We start from the raw sequence: 15,914 nt of genomic DNA, 5'->3' as shown, positions 1-15,914 counted from the left end.
GGTTTCTATTTTAAAGAATTTTTGGAAAAAAGCGAAGAAATAATCATTAAATTTTTTAAAGAAAAATAGAGATATTTCCTTATTTATTTGTTAGAATGTAAGTGCTTACAGGGTGAGTAATTGCCCTTCGCTATTATATATGAATAGTGTTATATTTAGGAAGTAAATGCTCCAAGGAGCAATAGTGCATTTAGGAGGTTGGCTTAGTATGCGTATTGGTGTACCAACGGAAATTAAAAATAATGAAAATCGGGTGGCTATGACTCCCGCAGGTGTTGTGAATCTGGTTCTTTTTGGACATGAGGTTTACATCGAATCAGGAGCTGGGTTAGGCTCAGGATTCACAGACGAAGATTACGTAGCAGCAGGTGGACACATCGTTGATTCTGCAGCGGAAGCATGGTCCATGGACATGGTCATGAAGGTAAAAGAGCCACTTCCAAGTGAGTACTCTTATTTCCGTGAGGGACTTATCTTATTTACATATTTACATCTTGCTCCAGAACCTGAATTAACGAAAGCGTTAATCGATAATAAAGTGATCGGAATTGCGTACGAAACGGTTGAACTGAATCGCGCCCTTCCATTATTGACTCCGATGAGTGAAGTGGCTGGACGTATGGCGACTCAAATCGGTGCTCAGTTCTTAGAGAAGATCCACGGTGGTAAAGGTGTATTACTTTCAGGTGTACCAGGGGTTCGCCGCAGTAAGGTAACGATCATCGGTGGAGGAGTTGCCGGTACGAATGCAGCGAAAATGGCTGTCGGACTTGGTGCCAACGTAACCATCCTTGACCTTAACCCGGATCGCCTTCGTCAGCTGGATGATATCTTCGGTAGTGATGTAACGACGCTTATGTCCAACCCGCTGAATATCGAACAAGCTGTAAGAGAAGCGGACCTTGTCATCGGAGCTGTTCTGATTCCAGGAGCGAAAGCACCTAAATTGGTAACAGAAGACATGATCAAAGCGATGACGCCTGGTTCTGTTGTCGTCGATATCGCCATCGACCAAGGTGGAATCTTCGAAACAACGGACCGCATCACAACGCATGACGATCCAACTTACGTGAAGCACGGCGTTGTGCACTATGCCGTTGCCAACATGCCTGGTGCTGTACCACGTACGTCTACGATTGCACTGACAAACGTAACCGTACCTTACGCGGTTCAAATCGCAAACAAAGGCTACAAACAAGCGTGCCTGGACAACGAAGCGCTATTAAAAGGTATCAACACATTGAACGGATATGTGACATACCAAGCCGTAGCCGAAGCACACGCTGTAGACTACTCGGACACAAGAACACAATTAGAGCAACAATAACACCACGAAGCCGACTGCATGGGAATGTTCAGTCGGCTTTTTTTATATGCTGAATTCTTTATCGATGAACAAACTCACTTTTATTTTTATGAAATACGGGTATAACATAAAGTAGCATACGAGATAAAAAAATAGATAAGTTTATTTGGAGGAGATGCAAAATGAAGATTTCTTATCATGGACATTCAGTAGTGAAAATCGAAACAAACGGTAAAACCATCCTGATCGATCCGTTTATTAACGGAAACGAACTGACAGACCTTAAAGTGGATGACGAAAAACCGGATGTCATCATCCTTACACACGGTCACAACGATCACGTAGGTGACACCGTCGAGCTTGCGAAGAAAAACGACTCACTTGTCATTGCCAATCATGAACTGGCGACGTACTTAAGCTGGCAATTAGTGAAGACTCATCCGATGCATGTCGGGGGAGCGTATGAATTTGACTTTGGGAAAGTGAAATTGACACAGGCGTTCCACGGCTCGGGCCTGATTACAGACGGCAATGAAATCATTTATATGGGTATGCCAGCCGGCGTCCTTTTAATGATTGAAGGGAAAACCATTTTCCATGCAGGGGATACCGGATTATTCTCCGATATGAAGCTGATCGGGGAGCGACATCCGATTGACCTTGCTTTCCTTCCGATCGGGGATAATTTCACAATGGGACCAGAGGATGCGGCAACGGCCGCAAGCTTCTTAAAAGCGAAGAAAGTCGTTCCAATCCACTATGATACATTCCCGCCAATCAAGCAGGATCCAAACAAATTCATCGAACTGCTCGAGGATTCTGAAGGGCAAATCATGAAAGCCGGAGACATAATCGAATACTAATAAAGGATGGGTGGTGCATTTGCATCACCCTTTTTCTCATGTTTACACAATATCCTCCACTCCCTCGCATATACATAATACAAGCCTAGAGGGGAGGAAAAACGTGTGAAACAACGATACATTCTCTGTCTACTATTCACAGGGGCTCTCATCTATTACGGAGCCCCGCGCATGTCCATATTTGCAGAAGGTTTGCAAGGGACCTTTGCCATCAGCTGGCTTGTACTTGCCACCTTTGTTGTAGCAGGAAACCTTGCAGCCCTACTTTACACACCTAAGGGAACAAGTAAGGGCAAGAAGTTGAAATCGAAGCCGGTACGGAAAGTTAGATCAAGATCATTTGGATGAGCTTTTTATTTTATAGGGTATTGTTTCATGTGAACTTGATAGAACCGAACCGCTGATGTTGATTGGAGCGGAAGGTGCTCGACTCCTGCGGGAATAGCGTGAAGGTTGAGACCCCACAGGGCTTTAGCCCGAGGAGGCTCAACTCACGCCCCGCGGAAAGCGAGCACCTGCAGCGGAAATCAACCAGCACTCTCTAATCTAAAGTGGGGCTTTCACCACCGAAAGCCCCGATTAAATTGAAACACCACGCTTTTCACATTATAATAAACATATGAAGCAGGACGTTATAAAGAAGGGTGAAAAGCTTGGCTACTAAACACGAACAAATAATAGACTACATAGATACCTTGCCAGTCGGTGAAAAAATCTCTGTCCGCCAAATTGCAAAAGCTCTGAACGTGAGCGAAGGCACCGCGTACAGGGCGATTAAAGATGCGGAAACCAAAGGATATGTCAGCACCATCGAACGCGTTGGTACGATCCGGATCGAACAAAAGAAGAAAGACAACATCGAAAAGCTCACCTATGCAGAAGTGGTCAATATCATTGATGGACAAGTATTGGGTGGAAGAACCGGATTACATAAAATGCTCAATAAGTTCGTCATCGGAGCGATGAAGCTTGAAGCCATGATGAGATACACAGAAGCGGGGAACTTGTTGATCATCGGGAACCGGACCCAGGCCCACGAGCACGCACTACGAGCCGGGGCTGCCGTATTGATCACCGGTGGATTCGATACAGAAGATCATGTCAAGAAGCTTGCAGATGAGCTCGAACTCCCGATCATTTCTACTTCCTACGATACTTTTACCGTGGCGACTATGATCAACCGAGCGATTTATGATCAGCTCATCAAAAAGGAAATCGTATTGGTAGAAGATATTCTGACAAAAGCGGATGACACGGCTTACCTGCATATTAATGATACGTTAGAAGAATGGTACGAAAAAAATCAATATACCTTCCACAGCCGTTTCCCGGTTGTCGATAACAATCTGAAAGTACATGGGATGGTCACCTCTAAAGACGTCATGGGGCAGGAAAAATATACGGGCATCGATAAAATCATGACCAAACAACCGATCACCGTCAGCCCGAATACCAGCGTTGCCTCAGCTGCCCATATCATGATCTGGGAAGGGATCGAATTACTCCCGGTCGTGAATGAACAAAACAGGCTCCAGGGAATCATCAGCCGTCAGGACGTATTAAAGGCACTGCAAATGATCCAAAGGCAGCCGCAGGTCGGGGAAACGATTGATGATCTGATCAGTAACGGAGTAGAAGCAGCCGCTGAGAAGAAAGGCGATAAAGAAGTCTACCTTTTTGCGGTGACTCCACAGATGACCACGGGAATTGGTACGATCTCGTATGGCGTATTCACGACGCTTATGACCGAAGCAGCCAATCGTGCATTGAAGCCCTACAAAAAAGGCGATATTGTCATCGAAAACATGACCATCTATTTCATCAAGCCTGTCCAAATGGAGAGCATGCTCGAAATTCACCCGAAAGTTCTCGACGTCGGAAGGAAATTTGGTAAAGTGGATGTAGAAGTATATTGTGAAGGTGTAATGGTCGGGAAATCATTGATGATCTGTCAGTTGATTGATCGTCATTAAGGTAGTTAATTGATAAACAAAGGCTACGGAATCAGAAAAAAAGACCGGATAAGCATCCAGTCTATTGTCGCATTTATTGGTTATCCAGTTCTTTCGCTTCTCTTTGAGCATAAGGAAGCACGTGCTTGTACAGCTTATACCCTGCCCAGCAGCTTCCAAGCCCGATCAGGATGAAAAGACCGCCGATAAAATACGTCAGCGTTCCTGGGAATAAAAACAGCTGATTGATCCCAAACAGGGCAACAAACAGCCCGAGGGCAATGCTTGCCTTCGCCGATAACCATTTCTTTTCCATCGGTCGATTCGTTCGAACCTGTCTGATTTTATAAAAGACATAAAACGTGAATGTTACGACAATCAGTAGTGCGAGAAAATACATAGTTTTGTCCTCCATCGTTGACTTCTCTCGCTACTATTTTACAGATATCAGGACAGAATGCCAAATAATAAATCCACTACAAAGGAGATTCCCATGAAAGAACAAATACTGGAACTCATCAAACAATATGAAACGATTATCGTACATAGACATGTTCGCCCGGATCCTGACGCATACGGCTCTCAGGGAGGACTGGTGGAAATGCTGAAAACGTCCTTCCCGGAAAAAAAGATTTATGCCGTCGGGCAAGAAGATGAAAGTCTTCATTATTTAAAACGCCTGGACGTCATTGAAGACCATGTGTTCGAAGGAGCGTTAATCATCGTTTGCGATACGGCGAATGAAGAACGGATCTGTGACCGTCGTTATTCATTAGGGGATAAGCTCGTGAAAATCGATCATCACCCCAATGAAGATGCTTACGGAGACTATTTATGGATCGATACATCTGCAAGCTCAGTAAGCGAAATGATTTATGAATTCTACTTGTTCGGTAAGGATAAAGGACTCACACTTTCTAATGAAGGTGCAAGACTTTTATTTGCCGGGATTGTGGGGGACACGGGAAGATTTCTTTATCCGAGCACAACCCAGAATACGTTTGATATCGCAGGTGAATTGATTCGCTTTGATTTTGACCGTAATGAACTATTCAATAAAATGTACGAGATCGATTCCAATGTCATCAAGCTGCATGGATATGTCCTTCAAAACTTCGAAATGGATGGGGACGGCTGTGCAAGTATGATCATGACGAAAGAAATTCTCGAGGAGCATCAGGTGATTCCTTCAGAAGCTTCTTTACTGGTCAGTACACTGGGGAACGTAAAAGGCATCAAAGCGTGGGTATTCTTCATTGAAGAAAGTGATCAAATCAGGGTCCGTCTACGCTCAAAAGGACCAGTCATCAACACCATCGCCAAAAAATACAACGGCGGCGGGCATCCACTTGCTGCAGGGGCTTCGATCTATTCATGGGAAGAAAAAGAAGAAGTGATGAAGGATTTAAGAGAAGCGTGCAGGAATCATCGATAAGTGTTAAGAGGAGCCGGCAGATGCCGGCTCCTCTATTTCATGTTCTGATGGAACTAGATAAAAAGGTCAAACTCCGGTCCATTGACGGGAGTATTTTTGTGTTCATCCCCTGTAAAATAGGCTTTTGTATCAGTCACAATACCCAGCCAGATGACATAAATTGTTTGGGAGTGTTCATATTTATAGTGAATTTACCTAAATGACAGAATTTTTTCTTGGAAAGCTCGACTGTTCTTGTTCCTTAATTGTGAGAGACAATGGGTAACTTACTTGGGAGGTAATAAAATTGATGAATCATTTTCATAATGAACTTCAAAATCTGAATGTTGGTGATTTCCAGGCAACACAACCTGTTTCATGGGATCAAAACATGTATGATCCGAATGACGAACGACTTTTCCTTGGATTTGGAGGCTGTTTCGGCTTTGGATTCTCATGCTTCTTTAGCTGCTTTGGCTGTGGTGGATGTTTCCGTTGCGGAGGCTGTGGCAGATGCGGAGGCTGTGGCAGATGCGGTGGCTGCGGAAGATGTGGCGGTTGCGGCCGGTGTGGACGCTGCGGGCGTTAATCAGCTTTTAGAATATCGTGTTCAACTTGATCCCTGCATGACTCAGTGCAGGGGTCTTTTTTTATACATAAGGGACAAAGTGAGACTCATACGATGATAATGATAGTCACATTAGCGGGTGTAAGGAGGAGCGCTATGGAAAAATTGGACCCTTCTATGCGTTTAAAAGTAAAGAGGGATACGTTTTACCTCCCTGAACCAAATAGCGGTGTTTTCTTTAGGAATAACCAATGCTCTTTCCGCATGGAGGGACGTGGAATTGATCAATGGGTGGAGAAGCTGCTTCCGATGTTCAATGGGGAGTACTCCCTTGAGTATTTGACGAACGGACTGCCTGAACCTTATAAAAACAGGGTCATGGAAATAGCGGAGGTTTTGCATAAGAATGGATTTGTCCGGGACGTGAGCAGGGATCTGCCACACCAGCTGCCCCAGCATGCAGTGAATAAATTCTCCTCACAGATCGAATTTGTCGACAGTTTGGCAGGTTCAGGGGCTTCAAGGTTTGAAACCTACCGAGGGGCCAATGTCCTGGCAGTGGGGTCTGGTCCTTTTCTCACTTCACTCGTTTCATCGCTGATAGAATCTGGTTTGGCTAAGCTGCAGGTACTGTTGACCGATGAGGTACCGACGAATGGAGGGCGGCTGCAGGAACTCGTGGAACATGCGCGTAAAACGGATCCGGAGGTAGAGCTCCTGGAAGTCGGTTTCAGTGAAGACGGGTGGCGGGAGACCCTGAAGCCCTTCGATTCCATTTTATATGGTAGTCAAAACGAAAACCTTGAGGAATTGGAGCTCCTCCATGCCATTTGCCGGACCGATAAGAAGCTGTTGATTCCGGCGATATATCACGGACAGAAAGGAATCGCAGGACCCATCATCCATCCTGATTCCGAGGCTGGATGGGAATCTGCATGGAGGCGCATTCACACTAATGCCTTACGAAATGAAAACCAGGTTATGATCAAATCGGCGGTCCCTGTATCGATGCTTGCGAACATGATCGTCTTTGAACTATTCAAAGAGATGACGGGAGTGTCAACATCCAAGCAGAGAAATCGAATCTTTCTGCTGGATACAGAAACGCTTGAAGGAAGCTGGCATTCCTTTCTACCTCATCCCCTGGAGACAGGACATTTAGCTGCTGAAGCGGTTCAGAATGTGGAAACACGGATTGAACAGGTTTCAGAAAGGTCTGACCGTGAAAAAGTGCTGTATCTCTTTACCCTGCTGACGGCAAAAGAGACGGGGATTTTTCATGTGTGGGAAGAGGGAGATACGAAGCAGCTGCCATTGGCTCAATGCCGTGTCCAGTCGGTTGATGTCCTGTCAGAGGGCCCTGCCGAACTGTTGGATGAGGTGATCTGCAGCGGCTTGACCCATGAAGAAGCACGCCGGGAAGCAGGGTTAAGAGGGATAGAGAGATACGCTTCAAGAGTGGCCAGTTTGATCGTTCCTCGAGAGACGGGTGAATATATGGCCACCTGCGCAGGCGCAACGTTTGCAGAGTGTGTTGGCCGCGGTCTTCGGGAGTGTTTGACTGATCGGCTGAGGAAAAGAGAATCGGTTCAAAGCAGCACGATTTCCCGTCTTGAATTGGATAGGGTTGAGGATGAAACATGCCGTTATTATTTACAGGCACTGACCACCATGCAAGGAATGCCGGAAATCGGATTAGGTGAGGATTTGGATGGATTTCCTGTCGTCTATGTTCGCGGAAAGAATGGCTGGTATGGAAATACCGATGTAACGATCACCATGGCACTGAGGAACTCTCTTCAGCATGCACTCTTTCAAGCTCAGAACGATCAGGAGGCTTCCGACGCAAAACCGGTTGTTGTTGAGGTAGAGCAAGGGCAGCCAGAGAGAATCACCATTCCAGCCAATGAAGACAGGACCCAGTCTCTGAAAGAAGCAATCAAAACCTTGAAAAGGAATCAGAAGCAGGTAGTGGTGTATGAACTGAATATTGAGCCCGTTTTTAACCAGGAGCTCGAAGGCGTGTTTGGTGTGCTGCTGCGAGAGGAGGAAACTGGATGAATTCTTTCGTGGTGATAGTGGGGGATGGGCTGCTTGCGGACCTTGTATGTGCGCAAATTTCAGCCCGGTATCCCGTTTTCAGGCAAGAAACTGTTGAAAAAAAGTTCCCGGCACAGACAGATTTGGTGCTGACTTTGGATGATACATGGAATCCGGCTGTGCATCAAATGGCGGAAGAAGTGATGAAGGAGTCGTCTATCCCATGGCTGAGAGGCTTCGTTTCGTTTGGAGAGGGAATCATCGGCCCGCTGGTTCGTCCGAACACACCAGGATGCTCACAATGTGCCGATTTAAGACGTCTCCTTGGAGGGAAGGAACGGAATGAGATGCGGGAGGTACAGGAAAAACTCGCTGATGAGGGAGGAATCACGAAAGACCCATGGGCTTCGAATACCGGTTTAATGCACATGACTCACATCATCGCAGCAGAAGTTGGCCGGGTCCTTGAAGGGGCAAAGCCACACTCCAAAGGACAGGTATGTTTAACCGACTTGAAAACATTAAACAGCTCCTGGCACTCCTTCGTTCCCGATTCATTATGCCAGAATTGCAGCCCGATACCGGACGATTCGCCGGAGTTATCCCGTCTTTCCCTGAAATCCAGCCCTAAAATCAATGCCGGCAGTTTCCGCTGTACTCCCCTGGATGAACTGAAAGACATCCTGATCAAAGACTATCTGGATAATCGGACCGGACTTTTCAACAGCAAGATGTATGACCTGGTGACGCCATTTGCAGATGCGAGTGTCAATATGCCGATGTTCTCCGGGGATGAAGGGACGGCTGGACGGACCCAAGTCTACTCAGATAGCGAACTGACAGCCATTCTTGAAGGATTGGAGCGTCACTGCGGCCTAGAGCCCCGGGGCAAACGGACCGTCGTCCATGACAGCTACCGACAGTTGGAGGACCATGCACTGAATCCCCTAAAGGTCGGCGTGCACACCGATGAACAGTACGCGATGCCAGGTTTTCCGTTTGAAAAATTTGACCCTGACCGGGCAATGGACTGGGTGTGGGGTTATTCACTCATCGAAGAACGTCCGATTCTCGTCCCTGAGCTCCTTGCCTATTACAGTCTGGGCTGCAGCTCATCCGGTTTTGTTTATGAAACGTCCAATGGCTGTGCACTTGGCGGAAGCAGGGAGGAAGCGATTTTTTATGGAATCATGGAGGTAGTCGAACGAGACTCGTTCCTTTTGACCTGGTATGCCGAACTCAACCTGCCTCGACTTGATCCTCTTACAGCAGAGGACGAGGAGCTGCAGTTAATGATCGAACGGATGCGGGCGGTCGCAGGGTATGATCTCTATTTATATGACTCTACCATGGAGCACGGAATTCCAAGCGTCTTTGCGATGGCCAAGAACAGGAAGGATAAAGGATTGAATCTGATCCTCGCGGCAGGTGCCCATCTGGATCCAGTGAGAGCGGCAAAAAGCGCGATTCAGGAGCTCGCCGGGATGATGCTGAATCTGGATGAGAAATTGGAGAAGAACAAGGCGAATTATGAAAAAATGCTCAACGATGATTCTCTCGTAAGGCAGATGGATGATCACGGCATGCTGTATGGATTGCCCCAGGCCGAGGAACGTTTCACGTTTTTACAGGATGACAGCCGGCCGTCTCGAAGTTTCCAGGAGGAATTCAACTGGAGGTCCGATCACAGTGATCTGACGGATGACCTGAAAGGTATCCTTGAAAGATTCCAAAGCCGGAACCTTGATGTCATTGTTGTTGATCAAACCGCCCCGGAACTTGAAAAGAACGGACTCTACTGTGTGAAGGTCTTGATTCCCGGCATGCTTCCCATGACATTCGGGCATCATCTCACCCGTCTGACAGGATTGGAAAGAGTCCTTAACGTCCCGGTGGAACTGGGATATGCCGACAAGCCATTGACCTATGATCAGCTCAATCAAAAACCGCATCCGTTTCCTTAAGGTATTAGGAGGTAAGGAGGATGAGTCTGGAAGAATTTTTACAAGATCTGCAATGTAATATCAATCGGGCCAATCAGCCAAACTGGGAAGTGGACTGGGAGGATGCCCCTCTTCCCTACAAGCTTTACAAGGGTTTACGGGCTGTGCCATTGTCTTTGGAAGTACCTGTGTCACTCACCGTAAGCCCGTCGCCGTCAATACCCGATTTAGAAAGAATCGGGCATTTTCTCTGGTATGTCTATGGCATCACCGGGGTTAGCCAGTCGGTGGATTCTGAAGACTCCGAGCATCAGGAGTCTTACCCCATCCACTCCTATCGGCGGTTTGCTCCATCAGGAGGGGCGCTGTATCCAAATGAACTATATATCTATTTAAAGTTGGATGATTTGCCCGGTGGAATCTACCATTATGATGTCGCCCACCATCGCCTCGTCCTGCTCAGGGAAGGGAATGTCGATTCGTACTTAGAACGGGCACTCGGCAATCGCTGCGACATCTCGACGTGTTTTGGCACAGCTTTTGTTTCCACCCGATTTTGGAAAAACTTTTTTAAATACAATAACTTTTCCTACCGGCTGCAAGGACTGGATGCCGGTGTCCTTAAGGGACAGCTGCTGGAAACGGCCAAACGGTTTGGATTCGAGTCAGGGGTGTATGTTCAATTTCTGGACTCAGCGATCAATCATTTACTTGGACTGACCGAGGAAGAGGAAAGCGTTTATTCCGTCATCCCGCTTTCTGTGGCTGCAACGAATTGGGCTGGAACCGGGAGGGGAATGGACCGGAGATTCAGCGCAGAAGAAGTATGCCGAGAGCTGCCGGCTATTTCCGCAGAACTCTACGAAAAATCTAAAAGAATTAGAGAGTTTCCTATGGTACTGGCAGTGAATAAGTCTTCGCAAATCGATTCAACAGGAGATTTTCTGAAACTAGGAAAACAACCGGCTTTTAGAACAGGGGAAAACGAAATCCTTCTGCCAGAGGTGGAGTCCTTTACGTATGATTTTGTTGAAGCATGTAAAAACCGCCATTCCCCGGAAATGGATTTTGTCATGGGGAAGGTCAGTCAGCAGAAACTCGCGACGATATTGAAAAAAGCCACTCAGTCCTACTCGTTCCGTAGTGACATCGAGGAAGTTCCTTACGGCAATGAATCAGGTGTTTCTATTTTTTGTTGTTTGTATAATGTGGAAGGAGTACCGAATGGCGCATACGCATATGACAGTGGCCGCCACTCATTACAGGAGATCAGCACAGGAGATTATCGTCTTCAGCTTCAATCAGGTCTGTCCCTGGATAACGTCAATTTGCTTCAAGTGCCCCTCTGCCTTCATATCATTGGAAACAAAGGTTACTATCAGGCTCTGGGATACAGAGGCTACAGGATCATGCAAATGGAAGCGGGAATGCTTGTACAGCGCCTGCTTTTGGCTTCGTCTGCGGCCGGTTTTGGCGGACATCCCCTTCTTGGGTTTGATACAACGTTGACAGATGGGATATACAAACTAGATTCAAAGGGCCAAACGACCTTGATCCAACTACCGATCGGTCCTTCTCGGGAGCGGGCTTGGATGAAAGGGAGTTTGCTAAGTTGAAAATGAGTAAGGAGTATAAGGAGAGTAAATCTGTTTGTAGTGGATTTGCATCTCCTTTTTGTTTTGGCAGTATAGCGGGTACGGTTTCTTTTCTAAGGCTTCGGAATAAAGTGAGGGTGCTGGCGTATATTTTTTTTAGTGTTTTGAAATATAATAGAAGAACTGAAGACGAGGCATGAAATTATCTGTAAACTAACAAAAAAATTGAAAAATGTAGGAGTGAGACTTCAACATGCAATATGATGTAAAGAATTCTGAAGAATATTTAGAAATGCTTGAAGACGATTGGAGAAAAGAGAAACTACTCGCGATTCGACAAATGATTTTTACATATGCACCAGAAATGGAAGAGGTGATTCGCTATAAGATGTTGAATTATGGTAAAGATGATAACTATGTCTTTGCGTTAAACGCGCAAAAACATTATGTCAGCCTCTATGTAGGTACAATAGATAAGATAGGAAATGCAGAAACGCTATTAGCGGGCTATAACTATGGAAAAGGCTGCATTCGCGTTAAGAAATCGATAAAGATGGAAGATACGGGATTGGAGCAATTTATCCATAAAACCGTTGATATGTGGCGTGCAGGTGAAGACACGGCTTGTTAATACGGAATCAAGAAACAATGTTTGTTCATATGAAGAAAATGGGAATGTGAGGTGCCCAATGGATAAGGTAGAGCTTAGAAAGATCGATTCAGATAACTGGCGGGAAGCTTTGGGACTTTCAGTATATGGTGAACAGCAAAAGTTTGTTGCAGCAGTTACACCGCCTGTTGCAATTGGTCTCACTAAAGCTTATATCAAACCAGAAGGTAAAACAGTCGAACCATATGGAATTTACGATCGAGACAAAATGGTTGGCTTCTTCAATCTGCATTATACACCTGAAAGTAAAGAAGACTATTGGCTTTTTCATTTTTTCATCGATAAGAGATTTCAAAGAATGGGATATGGTTCGGAATCAATAAAAGAGTTAATTAAACACCTTAAACATACTCATCCTTCTTGCCATCGACTTCGTTTAACCGTGCATCCGAAAAACGATGCGGGCAAGTGGTTTTATATGAAACTTGGATTTATTGATGATCATACTCTAACATATGGAGAGCCGACTTATTCCATAAACATTTAAGGCACATATTCTTCTTTATAGGCAAAAAAAGGCCAGATTATTGAACGTGAAAAAATGGTGATTATTGTATAATGATGGTATCCTTAGTGTTAAGGAGAAATACGGAAGGTGGAATTGGTTTTGCCAACATACTTGTAATGGTTAAGCAACTAAATAGTACATTTCTTTTTTTGAACATCATTGTTCAACGACGGGAGAAGTGTGCCTATTTTTAACCATTACAGGGAACGCAGGATAATCAGTTGTTTTAATTCCGGCGGGATACCTAGATGGTATTCCGTTTTTTTAATGGGAAATCTTTCTCCATTCAACCGTTCTTTGCGTTCCTCTGAATAAATAGGAGGAACTGGTGTATGAGCTTAAATAATTTATTCACGTATGAGATCATTGCTCAGGAAACGCCTTATATAAAACGAAATTGTAGTAAATGTAGAACGAATTCAACATTTTATTGTAGTGAGAAATTCAGGGTAAATGCGAATCAAAAAATAGTTGATATTTGGCTTATTTATAACTGTATACATTGTGAGGGAACTTGGAATTACCCCATTTTATCCCGAGTAAATATCAATAAAATTGATTCAATGCTAATTCAAAAATTTATGAAAAATGATAAAGAGACCATTTGGTTCTATGCTTTTCAAATCAACAAATTAAGAAAACTATGTAATGATGTAAATACAGATATACGATACGAGTTAAGAAGAGAAAAGCTCGAATCACTATCTAACGAGGTTACGATTAGACTTTCCTATAAATATGATTTTGGTCTTAGAATAGATAAACTACTATCAGAAATGTTGGGCATTTCAAGGTCAAAAGTAAATAAACTGTCTCAGAATGGAACGATTTTACTAAATCCAACCATTAAGATGAAGAGCAGTGTTATAGATGATTTGCAAATTACAATCAAAGGTGATTGGTGCCATTTCGATGCTTTGACATCATAATCTATTATCATTGCTAAGCCTATTCTCTAAGTGGGTATAGCTGAAGGTCAGACAGACGATCTTCAGTTATACCATTTTTCTATTATTGGGTTGGTTAAAGGAGCAAGAGAACCATTTATATTAGGGTTCTTTTTAGTTATGATTGATTTGAATCAATTTCTAAGCTCCCTTGAATATGCTTTACCTTCAATCTCTTTCTGGCTCGCTGTTTTCTTTTTTCAGAAAATGACCCCATCAGTATTGCAGGAAGTGTACCTTTAAAAATCTTCGAATTTCTTTTTTGCTTTCTGCTTTAATTTAAACCTAAATCGACTTGTATGCTCATCGTTATTTACTAATAATTGATATGCGGAAAGAATGGTAAGAGTACGAACTGACATATATAGGCCTACAGCGATTAAAAACGCAAAAATCGGATAATAAGGGACCAAGATTCCCATCTCTAATTTTTTCTCCAAGGCAAAAGCCAAGAAGCCCACTGCTAGAAACCCACCACCTATCACCATCATTCCAGAATATTCTCTTTTAAACCCCTCATATCTCCCTGCCAGCTCTTTAAGGTAATTTGAATCAAACAATAAAACTTCTTTTTTGAGAATTGTATACTGTCTCTGATCAAATCCTAATGTCGCAAAAGAAATAATCCCTAATGTTGTAATGACAATTATTAGGAGTATTCCTAGCATGGAATTATTCCCTAGAATTAAATACGGTTCAAACGCCAATGCAAAAAGCCCAAAGCCTACCCCAATATGCTTAGCATTTTTTTGTGTGCTTAACAAAAATCCTTCTGCCATTTCTCTGCTTACATAATAACCTTCTTCATTTCCTTTATTGTTCTCAGCAGAATCCTTCAATAAGTAATCAATAGATACCTCAAAGATATTTCCAATCATTAAGAGCTTTTCTGTTTCGGGAAATCCTTGACCATTTTCCCATTTGCTTATTGCTTGTCTGGAGGTGTTTAGTTTTTCAGCTAAAGTTTCTTGAGAAAATCCATTTTCTTTTCTAAGCTTATAAAGTTTTTTCCCAAATTCCATTCATTTCAACCCCTTTCATTTTGTTAGTTATAATGTATAAAAACATTGCTGCTCTTTCTATCACGTAGCGAATGCACATTGTCAACTTGTGGTTGCATTATTGTTATACCGCGTCTTATAAAGCCTTTTTCTTATGTATCTTTGAATGTGATGATTCATTCGAGTATAAATTAAGGGAGATGAAAAAATCCCCCTTTTTATTCTCAAGATTTCCCTCAAATTTTTGTTCTCCCCACATTGAAACTATCCTCAATCTGGCTCCAATTGCGGAATAGAATTAAAAAGTACCCTTTAATTAAAATTATAACATGTAAATATTTTACAGGATAGATATATGTTACAAAACTCGTCTTTTTGCAGTCGGTGTTCCAAGATCTTCCGGTTGTTCCGCAATAGGGCCATTTAATGGAATAAAAGCAGGATATTTTGCAGGGAAATCGAAGTTGTTTATAAATCACATTTTGGTGGAGGGAATAGACGATGCAAATGCCAGTACATATCGTTGCAGCATTAGGTTTTGTAGAGAACGATCAAGAAGGGATATTGGTTGTTAAGGAACGGCGAAGTGGTAAGTGGGTTTTTCCCGGTGGTCAAGTGGAGGTTGGTGAAAACTTGATGGATGGAATAATTAGAGAAGTAAAAGAAGAAAGCGGCATTGATGTTGAAATCTCCCATCTAACTAGCATTTATTCAAATACTGGAACATACGAAGGACATAGTGGTGTAAAGATTGTACCTACAAAAGTTATGTTTGATTTTGTATGCAAACCCGTTGGTGGAGAACTGGCAACATCGGATGAAACATCGGACAGCCGTTGGGTTAGTAAAGAGGAAGTTCTTGATATGGTATCAGCCCCAGCTCTACGTACACGTTATCAAGCCTATTTGGACTATAACGGAAATATCAATTATATGGACTATATAACTAGGCCGCAATTTGAATTGAAACTGAAGAGAAATGTGTAGGAATAACTGATTGACATATTCCGGAATTATTGGGTAATCGAATAACACAGTATCAACAAACGGGTGCATTTCTTGAATAAGAGATGCGCTTTCTTCCTGTAAAGGTCCAGATTGTTGAGG

15 protein-coding genes are annotated in these 15,914 nt (G+C 43.7%); 13 read left to right on the top strand and 2 right to left on the bottom strand.

Annotation, left to right across the window (positions count from 1 at the left end; genetic code table 11):
• The first annotated feature begins 208 nt into the window (after window positions 1-208).
• The 4 genes from ald (at window position 209) to ACXAF2_RS06410 (ending at window position 4,142) form a co-directional block, all read left to right on the top strand.
• Window positions 209-1,327: an alanine dehydrogenase gene (gene ald / locus ACXAF2_RS06425; protein ID WP_475137850.1), complete on the top strand. Its 1,119-nt coding sequence runs from the start codon at window positions 209-211 to the stop codon at window positions 1,325-1,327.
• A gap of 161 nt (window positions 1,328-1,488) precedes the next feature.
• Window positions 1,489-2,169, top strand: a complete 681-nt coding sequence (locus tag ACXAF2_RS06420; RefSeq protein WP_475137849.1) for a metal-dependent hydrolase — start codon at window positions 1,489-1,491, stop codon at window positions 2,167-2,169.
• Window positions 2,170-2,274: 105 nt separating this feature from the next.
• On the top strand, window positions 2,275-2,517 hold the full coding sequence (locus tag ACXAF2_RS06415; RefSeq protein ID WP_397551920.1) for a hypothetical protein: 243 nt from the start codon (window positions 2,275-2,277) through the stop codon (window positions 2,515-2,517).
• A gap of 305 nt (window positions 2,518-2,822) precedes the next feature.
• Complete coding sequence (locus tag ACXAF2_RS06410; protein ID WP_475137848.1) at window positions 2,823-4,142, top strand: DRTGG domain-containing protein; 1,320 nt, start codon at window positions 2,823-2,825, stop codon at window positions 4,140-4,142.
• A 73-nt stretch (window positions 4,143-4,215) separates the two neighbouring features.
• On the opposite strand, the gene ACXAF2_RS06405 is transcribed toward ACXAF2_RS06410, so the two are convergent.
• Complete coding sequence (locus ACXAF2_RS06405) at window positions 4,216-4,521, bottom strand: YtpI family protein (protein WP_148970857.1); 306 nt, start codon at window positions 4,519-4,521, stop codon at window positions 4,216-4,218.
• 93 nt (window positions 4,522-4,614) lie between these two features.
• Here ACXAF2_RS06405 and ACXAF2_RS06400 point away from each other — a divergent pair, with 93 nt between their 5' ends.
• The 8 genes from ACXAF2_RS06400 to ACXAF2_RS06365 all read left to right on the top strand — a co-directional run bounded on the left by ACXAF2_RS06400 (window position 4,615) and on the right by ACXAF2_RS06365 (window position 13,788).
• Window positions 4,615-5,556, top strand: a complete 942-nt coding sequence (locus ACXAF2_RS06400; protein WP_475137847.1) for a DHH family phosphoesterase — start codon at window positions 4,615-4,617, stop codon at window positions 5,554-5,556.
• Between the two features lie 289 nt (window positions 5,557-5,845).
• On the top strand, window positions 5,846-6,124 hold the full coding sequence (locus ACXAF2_RS06395; protein ID WP_475139125.1) for a heterocycloanthracin/sonorensin family bacteriocin: 279 nt from the start codon (window positions 5,846-5,848) through the stop codon (window positions 6,122-6,124).
• A 135-nt stretch (window positions 6,125-6,259) separates the two neighbouring features.
• Complete coding sequence (locus tag ACXAF2_RS06390; RefSeq protein ID WP_475137846.1) at window positions 6,260-8,164, top strand: putative thiazole-containing bacteriocin maturation protein; 1,905 nt, start codon at window positions 6,260-6,262, stop codon at window positions 8,162-8,164.
• The gene (locus tag ACXAF2_RS06385; protein WP_475137845.1) at window positions 8,161-10,107 is read left to right on the top strand and encodes a TOMM precursor leader peptide-binding protein; all 1,947 of its coding nucleotides are present in this window, start codon (window positions 8,161-8,163) and stop codon (window positions 10,105-10,107) included. Before ACXAF2_RS06390 ends, ACXAF2_RS06385 begins: the two co-directional genes overlap by 4 nt.
• A 20-nt stretch (window positions 10,108-10,127) precedes the next feature.
• A complete protein-coding gene (locus tag ACXAF2_RS06380; RefSeq protein WP_475137844.1) occupies window positions 10,128-11,702 on the top strand; it encodes a SagB family peptide dehydrogenase in 1,575 nt (524 codons plus the stop codon).
• A gap of 232 nt (window positions 11,703-11,934) precedes the next feature.
• Window positions 11,935-12,312: an iron chaperone gene (locus ACXAF2_RS06375; protein ID WP_475137843.1), complete on the top strand. Its 378-nt coding sequence runs from the start codon at window positions 11,935-11,937 to the stop codon at window positions 12,310-12,312.
• A gap of 58 nt (window positions 12,313-12,370) precedes the next feature.
• Complete coding sequence (locus ACXAF2_RS06370) at window positions 12,371-12,838, top strand: GNAT family N-acetyltransferase (protein ID WP_475137842.1); 468 nt, start codon at window positions 12,371-12,373, stop codon at window positions 12,836-12,838.
• A 353-nt stretch (window positions 12,839-13,191) separates the two neighbouring features.
• Window positions 13,192-13,788: a DUF1062 domain-containing protein gene (locus ACXAF2_RS06365; RefSeq protein ID WP_475137841.1), complete on the top strand. Its 597-nt coding sequence runs from the start codon at window positions 13,192-13,194 to the stop codon at window positions 13,786-13,788.
• A 257-nt stretch (window positions 13,789-14,045) separates the two neighbouring features.
• On the opposite strand, the gene ACXAF2_RS06360 is transcribed toward ACXAF2_RS06365, so the two are convergent.
• The gene (locus ACXAF2_RS06360; RefSeq protein WP_475137839.1) at window positions 14,046-14,828 is read right to left on the bottom strand and encodes a helix-turn-helix domain-containing protein; all 783 of its coding nucleotides are present in this window, start codon (window positions 14,826-14,828) and stop codon (window positions 14,046-14,048) included.
• 480 nt (window positions 14,829-15,308) lie between these two features.
• On the opposite strand from ACXAF2_RS06360, the gene ACXAF2_RS06355 reads away from it, so the two are divergent.
• The gene (locus tag ACXAF2_RS06355; RefSeq protein ID WP_475137838.1) at window positions 15,309-15,794 is read left to right on the top strand and encodes an NUDIX hydrolase; all 486 of its coding nucleotides are present in this window, start codon (window positions 15,309-15,311) and stop codon (window positions 15,792-15,794) included.
• Window positions 15,795-15,914: the final 120 nt, after the last annotated feature.

This window comes from Rossellomorea sp. ABR4_004, assembly GCF_056159585.1.
Note: the sequence above shows the minus strand (reverse complement) of the source record. Positions and strands in the feature narration are given on the sequence as shown.

Coding starts and splice junctions, on each gene's coding strand:
- ald (WP_475137850.1), top strand. CDS start 209: ATGCGTATTGGTGTACCAACGGAAATTAAAAATAATGAAAATCGGGTG.
- ACXAF2_RS06420 (WP_475137849.1), top strand. CDS start 1,489: ATGAAGATTTCTTATCATGGACATTCAGTAGTGAAAATCGAAACAAAC.
- ACXAF2_RS06405 (WP_148970857.1), bottom strand. CDS start 4,521: ATGTATTTTCTCGCACTACTGATTGTCGTAACATTCACGTTTTATGTC.
- ACXAF2_RS06400 (WP_475137847.1), top strand. CDS start 4,615: ATGAAAGAACAAATACTGGAACTCATCAAACAATATGAAACGATTATC.
- ACXAF2_RS06395 (WP_475139125.1), top strand. CDS start 5,846: ATGAATCATTTTCATAATGAACTTCAAAATCTGAATGTTGGTGATTTC.
- ACXAF2_RS06390 (WP_475137846.1), top strand. CDS start 6,260: ATGGAAAAATTGGACCCTTCTATGCGTTTAAAAGTAAAGAGGGATACG.
- ACXAF2_RS06385 (WP_475137845.1), top strand. CDS start 8,161: ATGAATTCTTTCGTGGTGATAGTGGGGGATGGGCTGCTTGCGGACCTT.
- ACXAF2_RS06380 (WP_475137844.1), top strand. CDS start 10,128: ATGAGTCTGGAAGAATTTTTACAAGATCTGCAATGTAATATCAATCGG.
- ACXAF2_RS06375 (WP_475137843.1), top strand. CDS start 11,935: ATGCAATATGATGTAAAGAATTCTGAAGAATATTTAGAAATGCTTGAA.
- ACXAF2_RS06370 (WP_475137842.1), top strand. CDS start 12,371: ATGGATAAGGTAGAGCTTAGAAAGATCGATTCAGATAACTGGCGGGAA.
- ACXAF2_RS06365 (WP_475137841.1), top strand. CDS start 13,192: ATGAGCTTAAATAATTTATTCACGTATGAGATCATTGCTCAGGAAACG.
- ACXAF2_RS06360 (WP_475137839.1), bottom strand. CDS start 14,828: ATGGAATTTGGGAAAAAACTTTATAAGCTTAGAAAAGAAAATGGATTT.
- ACXAF2_RS06355 (WP_475137838.1), top strand. CDS start 15,309: ATGCAAATGCCAGTACATATCGTTGCAGCATTAGGTTTTGTAGAGAAC.